Here is a 13,234-nt window from a genome sequence, read left to right on the forward strand (position 1 = left end):
CATGGATTTCTCCTTCGGGCCGGACGACGAAGCCCTCCGGCAGGAAGCACGCACCTGGCTCACCGGCCACCTCGCCGTGGAACCGGCACCCACCGCAGGCCGCGCCTGGGAGCGCGAACTGGGCGCCGGCGGCTGGATCGGCCTCGGCTGGGACTGCGCGGCCGGTGCCTACGGCAATCGCACGGCGCCCCTGACCGGGCAGGTCGTCTGGGCCGAGGAATACTCCCGCGCCCGCGCTCCCGCCCGCCTCGGCCACATGGGCGAGCACCTCCTCGCCCCCACCCTCATCGCCCACGGAGACCCCGCCCAGCGCTCTCGCTTCCTCCCCGCCATCGCCCGCGGCGAGGAGATCTGGTGCCAGGGCTACAGCGAACCCGGCGCGGGCTCCGACCTCGCCGCCGTGCGCACCGCAGCCGTCAGGGACCCCGGCAGCCGCACCTACCGCATCACCGGCCAGAAGCTGTGGACCTCACTCGCTCACGAGGCCGACTGGTGCTTCCTGCTCGCCCGCACCACCGAAGGCTCCCACCGGCACCACGGTCTCTCCCTCCTGCTCGTGCCGATGGACCAGCCCGGCCGGATCGAGGTCCGCCCGATCCGGCAGCTCACCGGGGGCGCCGACTTCAACGAGGTCTTCTTCGACGGAGCCGAGGCCGGCACCGCCCACGTGCTCGGCGGCGAAGGCAACGGCTGGCGGGTCGCCATGGACCTCCTCGGCCGGGAGCGGGGGCCCGCCACCCTCGCCCAGCAGATCGGCTTCGCCGAAGAGCTCGCCCGCGTCGTCAGCCTCGCCCGGGAGACCGGAGCCGCAGCGGAGCCGGCGGTGCGTGACCGGCTCGTACGGCAGTGGGCCGAGCTGCGGACCATGCGCTGGACCGCCCTACGGGCCCTGGGCGGCACGGACCTCCCCGGCGCGCCCAGCGTCGCCAAACTGCTCTGGAGCAGCTGGCACCAGCGCCTCGGTGAACTGGCCCTGCAAGTGCAGGGCCCGCCCGCCGTCCTCGGACCGTATGACTGGAGCGACGAGCGTCCCTACGTACTTGACGCCTTGCAGTGCCTGTTTCTCTTCTCCCGGGCCGACACGATCTACGGCGGGTCGGCCGAAGTGCAGCGCACCATCATCGCCGAGCGCGTACTCGGCCTGCCGAAGGAGCATCGCCCATGACGGCGAAGGGTGCGACGGGGAACGGGACAACGGCGTACGGCGCGAAGGCGTACGGGAACTGGATCGGCGGGTCGTGGCGTACGCCGGAAAAGGGTCACTATCCAGTTGTCAATCCGGCGACCGAACAGGTCGTCGGGGCGGCGCCGGCGGCGACCCCCGCCGAGGTCGCCGCCGCCGTGACCGCCGCACAGGCCGCGCAGGACGGCTGGTCCCGTACTGACCCGCGCGAGCGCGCGGCCGTACTGAACCGGACAGCGGAATTGATCAGTGAACATGCAGCGGAGCTCCTGCCCCTGCTCCAGGCCGAGACTGGCGCGACGGCGCGCGTCACCTCGGCCTTGCACCTGCCCATGACGGCGGATCGCTTCCGTCGCTATGCCCGGGGAGCGGTCGAGCCGGCGGTCCTCCCGCTCGCGCCGCACCCCGTCCAGGGCAGCCCGCTGGCACCCGGCGGCCTGATGGGCGCCGCCGCGGTCCGACGCCCCGTGGGCGTCGTCGCCTGCATCACCTCCTACAACCTTCCGCTCGTTAATCTCGCGGGCAAGCTCGCGCCCGCTCTGGCCATGGGGAACGCCGTCGTCGCCAAACCGGCGCCGCAGGATCCCCTGTGCTGCCTGTCGCTGGGCCCGATCCTCCGGGAGGCCGGCCTCCCGGACGGCGTCTTCAACATCGTCACGGGCTCGGGGCCGGGCACGGGGCAGGCGCTGGTGTCCCATCCCGGCATCGACATGATCAGCTTCACCGGATCCACCACCGTCGGAAAACAGATCGCCGAGGCCGCGGGGAGGTCGATGAAGCGCACCCTTCTCGAGCTCGGCGGCAAGGGCGCGGCCATCGTCCTGGGGGATGCCGACCAGAACGTGCTCAAGTCGGCGATACGGGCGGTCGGTTCGGTCTGGTCATTCCACAGCGGACAGATCTGCACGGCGCCGACCCGCGTACTCGTACAGCGCGCGCTGTACGAGAAGGTCGTCGCCGGTCTCCAACGTTACGCGCGCACACTGATCGTCGGGGACCCTGTGGATAACTCAACGGTGGTCGGCCCGCTGATCTCCGCCGCCCAGCGCGACCGGGTGGAGGCGTACATCGCCCAGGCCAGGGCGGAAGGAGCGCGCATCATCGTCGGCGGCACCCGCCCGGACATCAAACCCGGCTTCTACGTCGCCCCCACCCTGATCGCCGACGTCGACCCTCAAAGCGTTGTTGCTCGTGAGGAGTTGTTCGGGCCCGTCGTTGTCGCCCTCCCCTTCGAGGACGACGAGGACGCCGTGCGCATCGCCAACAGCACGTCCTACGGCCTCTACGACTACGTGTTCAGTGCCGACACCGCCCGCGCCTGGGCCGTCGCCGCGCGCCTCCGCAGCGGAAACGTCGGCATCAACACCGCGCAGCGGCACCCCGAGACGCCCTTCGGCGGCTTCAAGGAGAGCGGAGTCGGCCGCGACGGCGGCTCGTTCGGACTGCATGCCTACAGCGAACTCCAGTCGGTCGTCTGGGCTTCCTGAGCCCTGCGGACCCATCCGCAGCGCCCGCGACCCGCCGCCCGTCCCTTCCCACTCCGAGAGGACCCAGCCGTGCGAGGCGTCATCTTCGACGGAAAACACCCCCTGGTCGCCGACGATCTGGAGGTCCGGGAGCCCGGCCCCGGCGAGGTCCTGGTCTCCGTCGCCGCCGCCGGGCTCTGCCACAGCGACCTCTCAGTGATCGACGGCGCGATCCCGTACCCCGTCCCCGTGGTCCTCGGGCACGAGGGCTCGGGCGTGGTCGAGGCGGTCGGCCCGGGCGTCGCACACCTCACGCACGGTGATCACGTGACGCTGTCGACGCTCGCCGCCTGCGGTGTCTGCGGAGAGTGCGGCCGGGGCCGCCCGACGATGTGCCGCGAGTCGTTCGGCAAGCCCACCCGGCCTTTCACCCGGAGGGGTGAGCGGCTTTTCCACTTCGCCTCCACCTCCGTCTTCGCCGAACGCATCGTCGTCAAAGCCGTCCAAGCGGCGAGGATTCCCGGCAGCATGCCGCTGACCTCGGCGGCACTGATCGGATGCAGCGTCCTGACCGGCGTCGGCGCCGTACTCAACCGTGCCCGTGTCCGCCCCGGCGAATCGGTCGTCGTCATCGGCGCCGGCGGCGTCGGGCTCAACGTCTTGCAGGGCGCCCGCATCGCCGGGGCGTCCGTCGCTGTGGCCGTTGACACCGACCCGCGCAAGGAAGCGGCGGCCCGGCAGTTCGGCGCCACCCACTTCGTCGACGCCTCCACAGTCCCCGGCAGCCCGGCGGCCGTGCGGGAGATCCTCCCGGACGGCGCCGACCACGCCTTCGAATGCGTCGGCGACGCCGGACTCGTCCGGCAGGCGGTCGACCTCCTCGGCAGGCACGGGCAGGCAGTGCTGCTCGGCGTACCGCCCGCCGGGGCTGAGGCGTCGTTCCGCGTCGACTCCCTCTTCCTCGACAAAGCGATCCTGGGCTGCCGCTACGGCTCCTCCCGCCCTCAGCGCGACATCCCCCTCTACGCCGGGCTCTACCAGGAAGGACGCCTCCTCCTGGACGAACTCATCACCAAGACCTACCCCGTCGAGGACTTCGCCCGCGCCGTCGACGACACCCGCCACGGACGCGTCTCCCGCGCCGTCCTCACCTTCCGCTGACACGCCCGTGCCGCGGCCGCCGACCGGTCAGCGGCGGGAGACGTCCGTCACCGCACGGAACGTGCGCCGGTAGGCCGTCGGGGACACCCCGAGCGCTGCCTGCAAGTGCTGCCGCATCGAGGCGGCCGTGCCGAACCCGGCGCTCCGCGCCACCTGGTCCACGGACAGGTCGCTGTCCTCCAGCAAGTGCCGCGCACGCTCGACACGTTGCTGCGTCAGCCACTGGCCCGGGCTGATGCCGACCTCCTCGCGGAAGCGGCGCGTGAACGTCCGCACGCTCATGGCCTCCTGCTCGGCCATGTCACGCAGCTGGATCGGCTGCTCCAGCCGCCCCAGGGCCCAGGCGCGGGCCCCCGTGGTCGTCGCGAGCTGGGGCTCGGGCACCGGGCGCTGGATGTACTGCGCCTGACCGCCGTCGCGGTGCGGCGGGACGACGCTGCGCCGGGCCACCTCGTTCGCGACGGCGGTGCCGTGGTCGCGCCGCACGATGTGCAGGCAGAGGTCGATGCCGGAGGCCACTCCGGCCGAGGTCAGCACGTCGCCGTCGTCCACGAACAGCACGTCGGCGTCCACGCGCACGGAGGGGAACATGCGCTGGAAGCGCTTCGTGCTGGACCAGTGCGTGGTGGCGGGCCGCCCGTCGAGGAGGCCGGCGGCCGCCAGGATGTACGAGCCGGTGCAGATCGACACCATGCGCGTGCCGGGACGTATGCGGGCCAGGGCGGCGGCCAGTTCGTCGCCGAGCCGCCCCTCGTCGTACGGCGGCCCGAACTCGTACGAGGCGGGGACGACGACCGTGTCGGCCTCGGCCAGGGCCTCCGGGCCCAGATCGACGTTGATGGAGAAATCGGCGTCGGTCGGGACCGGCCCGGCGGCCAGCGCGCAGGTCACCACCTCGTACAGCGGCTCCCCGGACGAGGTCGTGGCCTTGCCGAAGATCCGGTACGGGATCGAGAGCTCGAAGGGGATCACTCCGCCCAGGGCGAGGACGGCGACCTTGTGCGGCGGAGCGTCGGGATGCTGGTCGGAGCGGGTGATCTTGCTGACCGGTGTGGTCTGCGGGGTCGGTGCGGCCTGCAACGTCTCCGTGGCCTGCATCGTCTGCATCGTCCGCGTGGCCTGCATCTTCTGCGTGGTCTGCTGCGTCAATTCCCGTTCGCCCCCGAAGCGTTCCGTCCGCCGCCCACGACGTTCCCCCCGTCCCTCCGGCACGTGCAAGAGACGTTTTCATCACCGTACGGCCTGCCACTGACAAGCCGGCCCGCACCGTAGATCCGCCTGGACGGTCTTCCTGTCAGCAGACAATCCTAGTGGCCCGATCCTTGCGGATGCTGTCCCTTCGGCCACTCGTCCGGCCGGAAGTCACTCCCGATGCTGAGGGCGTGACCCAGACAACCGGACGTCCCACTCACCCGGAGAGCGCCTCCGCAGGCCCGGACCCCGCTGCCGCGGGCTCGGACTCCGCCGCCAAGCGTCCCGGGCGGCGCCGCATCCACCGCGCGTGGTCGGTGGCCGCCGTCACCTTCGTGACGATCATCGGTGCGGCGGGGTTCGCCTCGCTGCCCGGCCTGCTGATCGAACCGCTCCACGGGGAGTTCGGCTGGTCGCGCGGCACGATCGGGTTCGCCGCCTCCGTCAACCTCGCCCTGTACGGGCTCACGGCGCCGTTCGCCGCCGCCCTGATGGACCGCTTCGGCATCCGCAAGGTCGTCGCCTGCGCCCTCACTGTGATCGCGGCCGGCGCCGGGCTGACGGTCTTCATGACGGCCGCCTGGCAGCTCGTGCTGTGCTGGGGCGTGCTCGTCGGGCTCGGCAGCGGCTCGATGGCCCTGGCCTTCGCGGCGACGGTGACCAACCGGTGGTTCACCGCCCGGCGCGGCCTCGTCACCGGCATCCTCACGGCGGCCGGAGCCTCCGGGCAACTGGTCTTCCTCCCCCTGCTCTCCTGGATCGTCGAACACCACGACTGGCGGCCGGCCGCCGTGACGGTGTCCATCGCTGCCCTCACCGTCGTCCCGCTCGTGTGGCTGCTGCTGCGCGACCATCCCGCGGACGTGGGCCTCGCCCCCTACGGCAGCGACACCCCCGTACCGAAACCGGCCCCCGCGCCCGGCGCCGCGCGGCGTGCGGTCAGGGCGCTCCTAGGCGCTGTCCGCACCGGCCCGTTCTGGCTCCTCGCAGGAACCTTCGCGATCTGCGGAGCGACCACGAACGGCCTGGTGAAGACCCACTTCGTGCCGGCCGCGCACGATCACGGCATGCCGATGACGGCGGCCGCCGGCCTGCTCGCCGTGATCGGCGTCTTCGACGTCGTCGGAACCATCGCCTCCGGCTGGTTCACCGACCGGTTCGAGGCGCGCAGGCTGCTCGCCGTCTACTACGGGCTGCGCGGCATCTCCCTGATGTTCCTGCCGATGCTGCTGGCGCCCTCCGTACAGCCTCCGATGGTCTTCTTCATCGTCTTCTACGGACTCGACTGGGTCGCCACCGTGCCGCCCACCATCGCCCTGTGCCGCGAGCACTACGGCGAGGACAGCGCGATCGTCTTCGGCTGGGTGCTCGCCTCCCACCAGGTCGGTGCCGCAGTGGTGGCCTTCCTCGGCGGTGTGGCCCGCGATGCCTTCGGCTCGTACGACGTCGTCTGGTACGCCTCGGGCGCGCTGTGCGCCGTGGCGGCGCTCATGGCCCTGGTCATCCGCAGGCGCCCGCGGACCGCGTCCGGGCTGCCGGCCGCCGCCCCGGTGTGATCCCTGCTGCGATCGGCGCAGAGGGTCTTGCGCCGGCCTGCGCCCGGGGGTGTTGTTTGTTCTTGCCCCGCCCTGCTGGTTCTCGCCCCGCCTGATGATTCCGGCGCCCGCCTCCGACTCATCCGCTTCGGGGCGAGTCGGGACGAGGCGGATCATTCGGTCAGTAAAAGCAACCTCTCAGCCGCTGGGGGAATCCTTCTTTAAGAGAGGGGGCAGTGATGACACAGCAGGCTGAGCCGGGCGCGATACCGGAGGCGGTGCCGTCCGACGCGAAGGCGGAGTCCGCAGACGGGGCTGAAGGCGTGTCCCCGACCGGGGCAGGGCCCGGTCCCGAGGAGACGCCTCGCGCGCAGGGGCGCGTGATGCACCCGGACGGCTTCGGCGCGGCGTTCTGCGCGTCGATGGCCGGGCTGTGCGCGGAAGCCGCAGTCGCGGGGACCCTCGGCGTCCTCGTGATGCTCGCGCGTGAGCACGAAGGCCTGCCCCACGGCGTCATGGTGATCGCCGCCGTCCTGTTCGCCGTAGCCCTGCTCGGTGTCCTCGTCAGCGGCTTCGTCACGGCTGTGACCGTCATGCCCGCCCTGGCCCTCGCTCGGCGCGTCACCCGGCGCCTCGGGCGCCGAGAGAGCCCTCTGTGGAACGCGGCAGCGGTGCCCGTCGTGTCGGCCGCCGCGGTCGCCGTGTTCGGCGGGGTGATGGCGCTCGGCAGCCTCTCCTTGGCGTCCCCCGTGAGGTACCTCCTGTGGTGGGCTTCCCTCACGGTCGCCCTGCTGCCCGCCACCCTGATCGCCGGAGTAGCCGGAAGGCGCGTCCGTGAGGGGCGGGCCACGCGCACGGCCCGGAGGGTGTTGCGCGACGGAGCTCTCGCATGGCTCGCCGTCGGCGCGGTGGGCGCCGCGGTCTACGGCACCGGCTTGGTCAGCGTCTACCAGCCGCCCCGGTTCGACACGGAGCAGCTGGCGGGGGCTTGGACCGACGGCCGCGGCGGGACGGTCAGGCTGTCCGAGGACGGCGCGGCAGTGGCTGACGGGCTCGACAACTACGCGTGGGACGGCACCGGCAAGGACAAGCCGAAGGACTGCGACGGCGCGGGCACGTGGAAGCCGGTAAAGGACGACGGGAAGGTCGAGGGCGTGTCCCTGCGCATCGGCTCGTGCGACCTCAAGCGCCAATGGAGCGTCAGCGGCACCGTCAAGGCGCCACGGCTCTACCACGAGATCGGCAAGCCGGGCTCGGGCAAGCGGTACGTACTGACGAAGATCGTCAAGCACAAGAAGTGATGAGGGGAGATCGGGCGAGGAGCCATCAGGAGGCGGACGTCACGCCTCACGCCTCACGCGTCATGCGTCGAACGCGGTGAACGTCCCGAACGCGCTCCTGTGGAAGATCAGCGGCCCGCCCTGATCCGCGTCACCCCCCTCACCCCTCTCTGCGCCTTCATCCCCTTCCCTGTCCCCGTCATCCTCCGCACCCAGGGCTTCGACGCGCCCCACGACGATGAGATGGTCCCCGCCGGTGTGCACGGCGTGGATCTCGCAGTCGACCCATGCGGGCACGCCCGCGAGCAGGGGTGAGCCCGTCACGGGCGCAGGGCTGTGCCGCACGCCCGCGAACTTGTCGGCGGACTGCGCGCCGCTCGCCGCGAAGGCCCGGCAGAGCGCGCCCTGTCCGGCGCCGAGGACGTTGACGCAGAAGACGCCGGCGCGGGCGATGCGCGGCCATGTCGTGGACGTACGACCCACCATGAAGACCACGAGCGGTGGGTCGAGGGAGAGCGAGGCGAAGGACTGGCACGCGAAGCCGGCGGGAGGCTCGCCGCCGGCTCCGGGCGCGGTGATCACGGTGACGCCGCTGGCGAACCGGCCGAGGACGCGGCGCAGCTCCCCGGGCGGGGGTGGGGGCTGCTCGTCCGCACGGACCGCCCGCAGTGCCGGGCGGGGCATGGGGTCGGGCGGCCGCGCCCCGGGGGCCGGTGGACCGGCGGGTCGCAGATAGCGGACGGCGAGGGCGGCCATGCCTGCGTGTCCCATCATGGATCCATTGAAGTTGATGGGGCGTCAGCTTTGAAGGGTTTGTGACGGCACTGCGGCGGTTATTCCTGCGGCGGCCTTTCCTGTGACGGCCCTTCGGCGAGTCAGTGTGCGCGGTGGACGTGGGGCAGCGTCCGCGGTGGGCGCGGGTCAGTGTCCGCGGTAGACCGGGCTGCGGTGTTCGAGGAAGCTCTTGACGCCCTCCTGCGCGTCCTCCGTCGTCATGTTGATCTCCTGGGCGGCGGCCTCCGCCGCGAACGCCGCCGTGCGGTCGCTGTCCAGCGAGGTGTTGACCAGGTGCTTGGTGAGGGCGAGCGCCCGCGTCGGGCCGGTGGCCAGGCGCTCGGCCCACGACCTGGCCGTCGCCGCCAGCCCCGCTCCCGCCACGACGCGGTTGACCAGGCCCATCCGCTCCGCCTCGGCGGCGGTGAGGGCGTCCCCGAAGAACATCAACTCCTTCGCCCGCTGCGGCCCCACCAGCCGCGGCAGGAGGTACGCGCCACCGCCGTCGGGGACCAGGCCGCGGCGGACGAACACCTCGACGAACGTGGCGGATTCGGCCGCGAGGACGAGATCGCAGGCCAGTGCGAGGTGGGCGCCCAGGCCGGCGGCGGTGCCGTTCACGGCGGCGATCACGGGTTTTTCGCAGTCCAGCACGGCGGCGATCAGCCGCTGCGCGCCCCGGCGGATCGTACGGGCCACGTCGCCGGGCAGCCGGCCCGAGGCGACGGAGGCGGCCGATACGCCCGGGACGGCCGGGTTCATTGCGCTTGATGGGGTGGCGCGCAGGTCGGCCCCGGCGCAGAACGCGGCGCCCGTGGCGGTGATGACGACGGCTCTGACACCCGGGTCGGCGGAGGCCCGGAGCAACTCGGAAATCAGGCATTCCCGCTGCTCAGGGGCGATGGCGTTCATGACTTCGGGCCGGTTGAGGGTCATCCACGAGACCCCGTTGTCAGTGGTGTGGAGTATCACTGAGTCATCGGGACCGCTGTGCTCGAGCGGGTTGTCCCGCGGTTTGTCACGGGGGGAGAGGGACATGGGGGTTCTCCTGCTTCTACGCGCTGCCGCGCGCTGTTCAGTGGCAGAAGGCGAGCGCGTCCAGGGCCACGGCGCCCTGACCGCGCTCCAGCACCACCAGAGGGTTGATGTCGAGCTCGGCAAGTGCCCCGCCCAGCTCCAGGGACATGCGCTGGACGCGCAGGACGGTCTCCACGAGCGCGTCCACGTCGGCCGGGGGCGCCCCCCGGACGCCGTCGAGCAGGGCGCGTCCGCGCAGTTCTGTGAGCATCGCGCGGGCGTGGTGCTCCCCGAAAGGCGGCACGGCGACGGCCGTGTCGTGCAGGACCTCCACCAGCGCCCCGCCCAGGCCGACGGTCACGGTCGGGCCGAACAGGCTGTCGGGCGAGATGCCGACGACCATCTCCACCCCGCGCCCCACGAGCTGGCAGACGAGGATGCCGTCCAGCGGCAGCCCCTCGTAGCGGGCGATGTCGGTGAGCTCGCGGTAGGCGTCGCGGACCTGGCTGGCCGAGGTCAGACCGATCTTGATCAGTCCCAGTTCGGTCTTGTGCGCGAGCTGCGGCCCCGACGCCTTCATCACCACGGGATAGCCCACGAGCCCGGCGGCCCGGACAGCGGCGGCCGCGCTGGTCACCAGCTGCTCGCGCGGCACGCGTATGCCGTACGCGCGCAGCAGTTGCTTGGCCGCGTGCTCGCTGAGCTGCTCGCCCGGGCGCATGAGCTCCTGTGCTTTGCGGGCCGAGGGGGACGGGGTGCGCGGCGCGGTGTCGAAGGGGGAGCGGTAGGCGTCGGTGAAGCGGTGGTGGGCGAGGTAGGCGCGTACGGCGGTGATGCAGTTGGAGAAGGTTCGGAAGGTGGCCACGCGCGAGGAGCCGAGCAGCGTGGTGCGATAGGCGTCCTCGGTGCCGACCGGGGAGCCCCAGACGACGCAGACCAGCTTGTCCGTCCGCTCCGCCGCCGCGACGAGGTCCCGGACGAGCCGGTCGCTCATGGGTGGGAAGGGCCCGGGTACGGGGCAGATGAGGACGCCTACGGAGGGGTCGTCCAGCAGCGCGTCGATGATCTTGCGCCCGCGCTCGTCGCCGACGGGGTGTCCGCCGCAGTCGACGGGGTTGGCCACGCTCAGGTACTCCGGTATCCACTGGTGGAGCTCGTCCTGCTTGGCGGCGGAAAGGCCCGGGAGCGGGAGGCCGGCGGCCGTGGCCAGGTCGGCGAAGTGGGCGCCGGTGCCGCCCGAGATCGAATAGACGGCGACGCCGGGGGCCTTGGGCGGCCGGGCGCGGGCGAGCAGGGCCGCGGTGTCCTGGAGCTCGTCCAGGCTGTCGACGCGGATCACGCCGAACTGCCGCATGGCGGCGTCCACCACGTCGTCCGCGCCGGTCAGCTTGCCGGTGTGGGAGGCGGCGGTGCGGGCGCCGGCCTCGGTGCGGCCGACCTTGACGGCCACGACGGGCACCTTGTGCCGGGCGGCCCGGTCCGCGGCGAGCAGGAACGAGCGTCCGTCCTTGAGCCCTTCCATATACGCGGCGATCGCCCCGACCTCGGGCCGGGCGGCGAAGTAGGAGATGAAGTCCGCGCACTCCAGGTCGGCTTCGTTGCCGGTCGGCGCCCAGTGGGAGAGCCGGATGCCGAGCTCCTGGAGGGCGAAGACCGGGCGGCCCTGGTGGCCTGACTGGGTGATCAGCGCGATGGCGGGGCCGTCGAGGTCCTCGCGGAAGTGCTCGAAGGCGTTGAGGTTGGTGTTCGGGCCGAGGAGGCGGACGCCCGAACGGCGCGCGGCGGCGGCGAGGTCGGCCTGGGCGGCGGCGCCCGCCGGTCCGGTCTCGGCGAATCCGCCGGCGAAGGCCACGGCGAAGGCGGCCTTGGCGCCGTCGAGCTCCTCCAGTACGGGGAGCGGGTCGCCCACGAGGAGGACGGCGAGATCGACGCGTTCGGGCAGGTCGCGGACGGAGGGATGACAGGGGAGGCCGAAGACGGAGGTACGGGTGGGGTGCACGGGGTGTAAGCGTGCGCCGACGCGTTCGGACCAGGCGAGGAGCTGCCGGGTGATGCCGGTGTTGGGGCGGCCTTCGGCGTCCGAGGCGCCGACGACCGCGACGGTCTCGGGGCGGAAGAGCCGGTCCAGGTCGGGGATGTCCGAGCGCAGCGGCCTGCCGCTGACGTCGACGTCCTCGGCGCCGTCGGCCCGGCCGTGGACGGCGGGGCCCGGACGCTCGCCGCAGGCCACCACGCGGGCCGGACGGGAGGTGGTGGTGAGGGTGCCGTGAGTCGATCCAAGCATCGTGTCTCGTCCACTCCTGCTCAATGGCCGACAAGCTGACGTATAGTCAGGCTACAGATCTGACGTTCTGTCAGGAATGGCGCTGCGGGCAAACAAACGGAGGGCCGGGGCAGGGCTGATTCCCGTAAAGAGGCCCGGAAATGCAAGGGGGTTGAGGCAGTGCATGCGAATCGGCCGCCTGCGCCGACCGCGCCGCGGTTCGACGTTCCGGAAGCCGACGCCTTCACCCGCCCCTACTGGGAAGCGGCGGGCCGGGGCAGGCTGCTCATACGCCGGTGTCGCGCGGCCGGCTGCGGGCGGGCGCACCACTATCCCCGGGAGTTCTGCCCGCGCTGCTGGAGCGAGGACGTCGTCTGGGAGGCGGCGAGCGGCCGGGCTGTGCTCTACACCTGGTCAGTGGTCCATGTGAACGACCTGCCGCCCTTCGGCGGGCGGCTGCCGTACACGGCGGCCGTGGTGGACCTCACCGAAGGCCCGCGGATGATGACCGAAATCGTCGGCTGCGAGGAGGGCGAGCTGCGCATCGGTATGCCGCTCGCCGTGAGCTTCCGGAAGCTGGACGGGGAGCTGCCGGCAGGGCCGCCACCCCTTTCCGTACCGGTCTTCACGCCCTGCCCCGCACCGGCTCAGGGCCAGAGCAGCTCGGTCGTCCAGCCGCTCTCCGCGGACGGGCTGCGGCGGTAGTTCAGGCGTACGTGCCGGCGCCGGTCGTCGCCCTGGAAGAACTCGACCTCCTGCGCCTCCAGGACGTACAGAGTCCAGGTGCCGACCGGAGCGTCCGGCTCGCGGCGGGCCCGCTCCCAGGCCGCGTCCGAGGCGTGCTCCAGCTCTTCGTACGAGGAGAGCACCTCGCTCTGCCTGCCCACGAGTGCTGCCGCCAGCGCGCCCGTGGAGCGCTTGGCCAGGTCCGCCCGGCTCTCCTCGGCACCCGCGGCCGTCACCGCGCCCTGGACGCGGACCTGGCGGCCGACCGCCGGCCAGTAGAAGCCCAGCGCCGCCTCCGGTCGCACGGCCAGTTCGCGGCCCTTGCGGCTCGTGCGGTGGGTGGCGAAGTGCCAGCCGCGTTCGTCGGCGTCGTGGAGCATCAGGGTCCGTACGGAGGGGCGGCCGGTCGCGTCCGCGGTGGCGAGCGTCATCGTGTGCGGCTCCGGGGAGCCGGCGGCGGCCGCTTCGGAGAGCCACTGCTGGAAGAGGTGCAGGGGGTCGGCGGGGGCGGTGGCCGGGTCGAAGTGCGGCAGCTCTGTGTCCCACACGGGGAGGGAGCGCAAGAGGGTGCGGAAGTCCTGCTGACGGGTGTCGCCCGGTGCGTCTGCGTTGCTCATGGGGGCCATCCAACCGGGTGC

At 72.2% G+C, this 13,234-nt stretch carries 11 protein-coding genes; 6 read left to right on the top strand and 5 right to left on the bottom strand.

Going from position 1 to position 13,234, the window contains the following annotated elements; translation table 11 throughout:
• The first annotated feature begins 1 nt into the window (after nucleotide 1).
• The 3 genes from D7231_RS18790 (at nucleotide 2) to D7231_RS18800 (ending at nucleotide 3,810) form a co-directional block, all read left to right on the top strand.
• Nucleotides 2-1,165 (top strand): acyl-CoA dehydrogenase family protein, encoded by a 1,164-nt coding sequence (locus tag D7231_RS18790; protein ID WP_120756616.1) that lies wholly within the window; start codon nucleotides 2-4, stop codon nucleotides 1,163-1,165.
• Nucleotides 1,162-2,670, top strand: a complete 1,509-nt coding sequence (locus D7231_RS18795) for an aldehyde dehydrogenase family protein (protein WP_120756617.1) — start codon at nucleotides 1,162-1,164, stop codon at nucleotides 2,668-2,670. Before D7231_RS18790 ends, D7231_RS18795 begins: the two co-directional genes overlap by 4 nt.
• 69 nt (nucleotides 2,671-2,739) lie before the next feature.
• Nucleotides 2,740-3,810, top strand: a complete 1,071-nt coding sequence (locus D7231_RS18800; protein WP_120756618.1) for an alcohol dehydrogenase catalytic domain-containing protein — start codon at nucleotides 2,740-2,742, stop codon at nucleotides 3,808-3,810.
• Between the two features lie 27 nt (nucleotides 3,811-3,837).
• Here D7231_RS18800 and D7231_RS18805 read toward each other — a convergent pair whose 3' ends face one another.
• On the bottom strand, nucleotides 3,838-4,959 hold the full coding sequence (locus D7231_RS18805; RefSeq protein ID WP_241999787.1) for a GlxA family transcriptional regulator: 1,122 nt from the start codon (nucleotides 4,957-4,959) through the stop codon (nucleotides 3,838-3,840).
• A gap of 233 nt (nucleotides 4,960-5,192) precedes the next feature.
• Here D7231_RS18805 and D7231_RS18810 point away from each other — a divergent pair, with 233 nt between their 5' ends.
• Together D7231_RS18810 and D7231_RS18815 are read left to right on the top strand one after the other, a co-directional pair.
• Nucleotides 5,193-6,557 (top strand): MFS transporter, encoded by a 1,365-nt coding sequence (locus D7231_RS18810; RefSeq protein ID WP_120756619.1) that lies wholly within the window; start codon nucleotides 5,193-5,195, stop codon nucleotides 6,555-6,557.
• A 218-nt stretch (nucleotides 6,558-6,775) separates the two neighbouring features.
• The gene (locus D7231_RS18815) at nucleotides 6,776-7,837 is read left to right on the top strand and encodes a hypothetical protein (protein WP_147449760.1); all 1,062 of its coding nucleotides are present in this window, start codon (nucleotides 6,776-6,778) and stop codon (nucleotides 7,835-7,837) included.
• A gap of 60 nt (nucleotides 7,838-7,897) precedes the next feature.
• Here D7231_RS18815 and D7231_RS18820 read toward each other — a convergent pair whose 3' ends face one another.
• The 3 genes from D7231_RS18820 to D7231_RS18830 form a co-directional block, all read right to left on the bottom strand.
• A complete protein-coding gene (locus D7231_RS18820) occupies nucleotides 7,898-8,590 on the bottom strand; it encodes a flavin reductase family protein (protein WP_228774228.1) in 693 nt (230 codons plus the stop codon).
• A 147-nt stretch (nucleotides 8,591-8,737) separates the two neighbouring features.
• Nucleotides 8,738-9,628 carry an enoyl-CoA hydratase/isomerase family protein gene (locus D7231_RS18825; RefSeq protein ID WP_120756622.1) on the bottom strand — a complete coding sequence of 297 codons (891 nt, stop codon included), beginning with the start codon at nucleotides 9,626-9,628 and terminating at the stop codon, nucleotides 8,738-8,740.
• Nucleotides 9,629-9,665: 37 nt separating this feature from the next.
• On the bottom strand, nucleotides 9,666-11,891 hold the full coding sequence (locus D7231_RS18830) for an acetate--CoA ligase family protein (RefSeq protein ID WP_120756623.1): 2,226 nt from the start codon (nucleotides 11,889-11,891) through the stop codon (nucleotides 9,666-9,668).
• Between the two features lie 159 nt (nucleotides 11,892-12,050).
• On the opposite strand from D7231_RS18830, the gene D7231_RS18835 reads away from it, so the two are divergent.
• A complete protein-coding gene (locus D7231_RS18835; RefSeq protein WP_120756624.1) occupies nucleotides 12,051-12,575 on the top strand; it encodes a Zn-ribbon domain-containing OB-fold protein in 525 nt (174 codons plus the stop codon).
• Here D7231_RS18835 and D7231_RS18840 read toward each other — a convergent pair.
• On the bottom strand, nucleotides 12,518-13,222 hold the full coding sequence (locus tag D7231_RS18840) for a pyridoxine/pyridoxamine 5'-phosphate oxidase (RefSeq protein ID WP_422396738.1): 705 nt from the start codon (nucleotides 13,220-13,222) through the stop codon (nucleotides 12,518-12,520). The genes D7231_RS18835 and D7231_RS18840 overlap by 58 nt on opposite strands.
• Nucleotides 13,223-13,234 lie beyond the last annotated feature (12 nt).

The sequence above is a fragment of the Streptomyces klenkii genome, from assembly GCF_003626645.1.
Classification (GTDB): Bacteria; Actinomycetota; Actinomycetes; order Streptomycetales; family Streptomycetaceae; genus Streptomyces; species Streptomyces klenkii.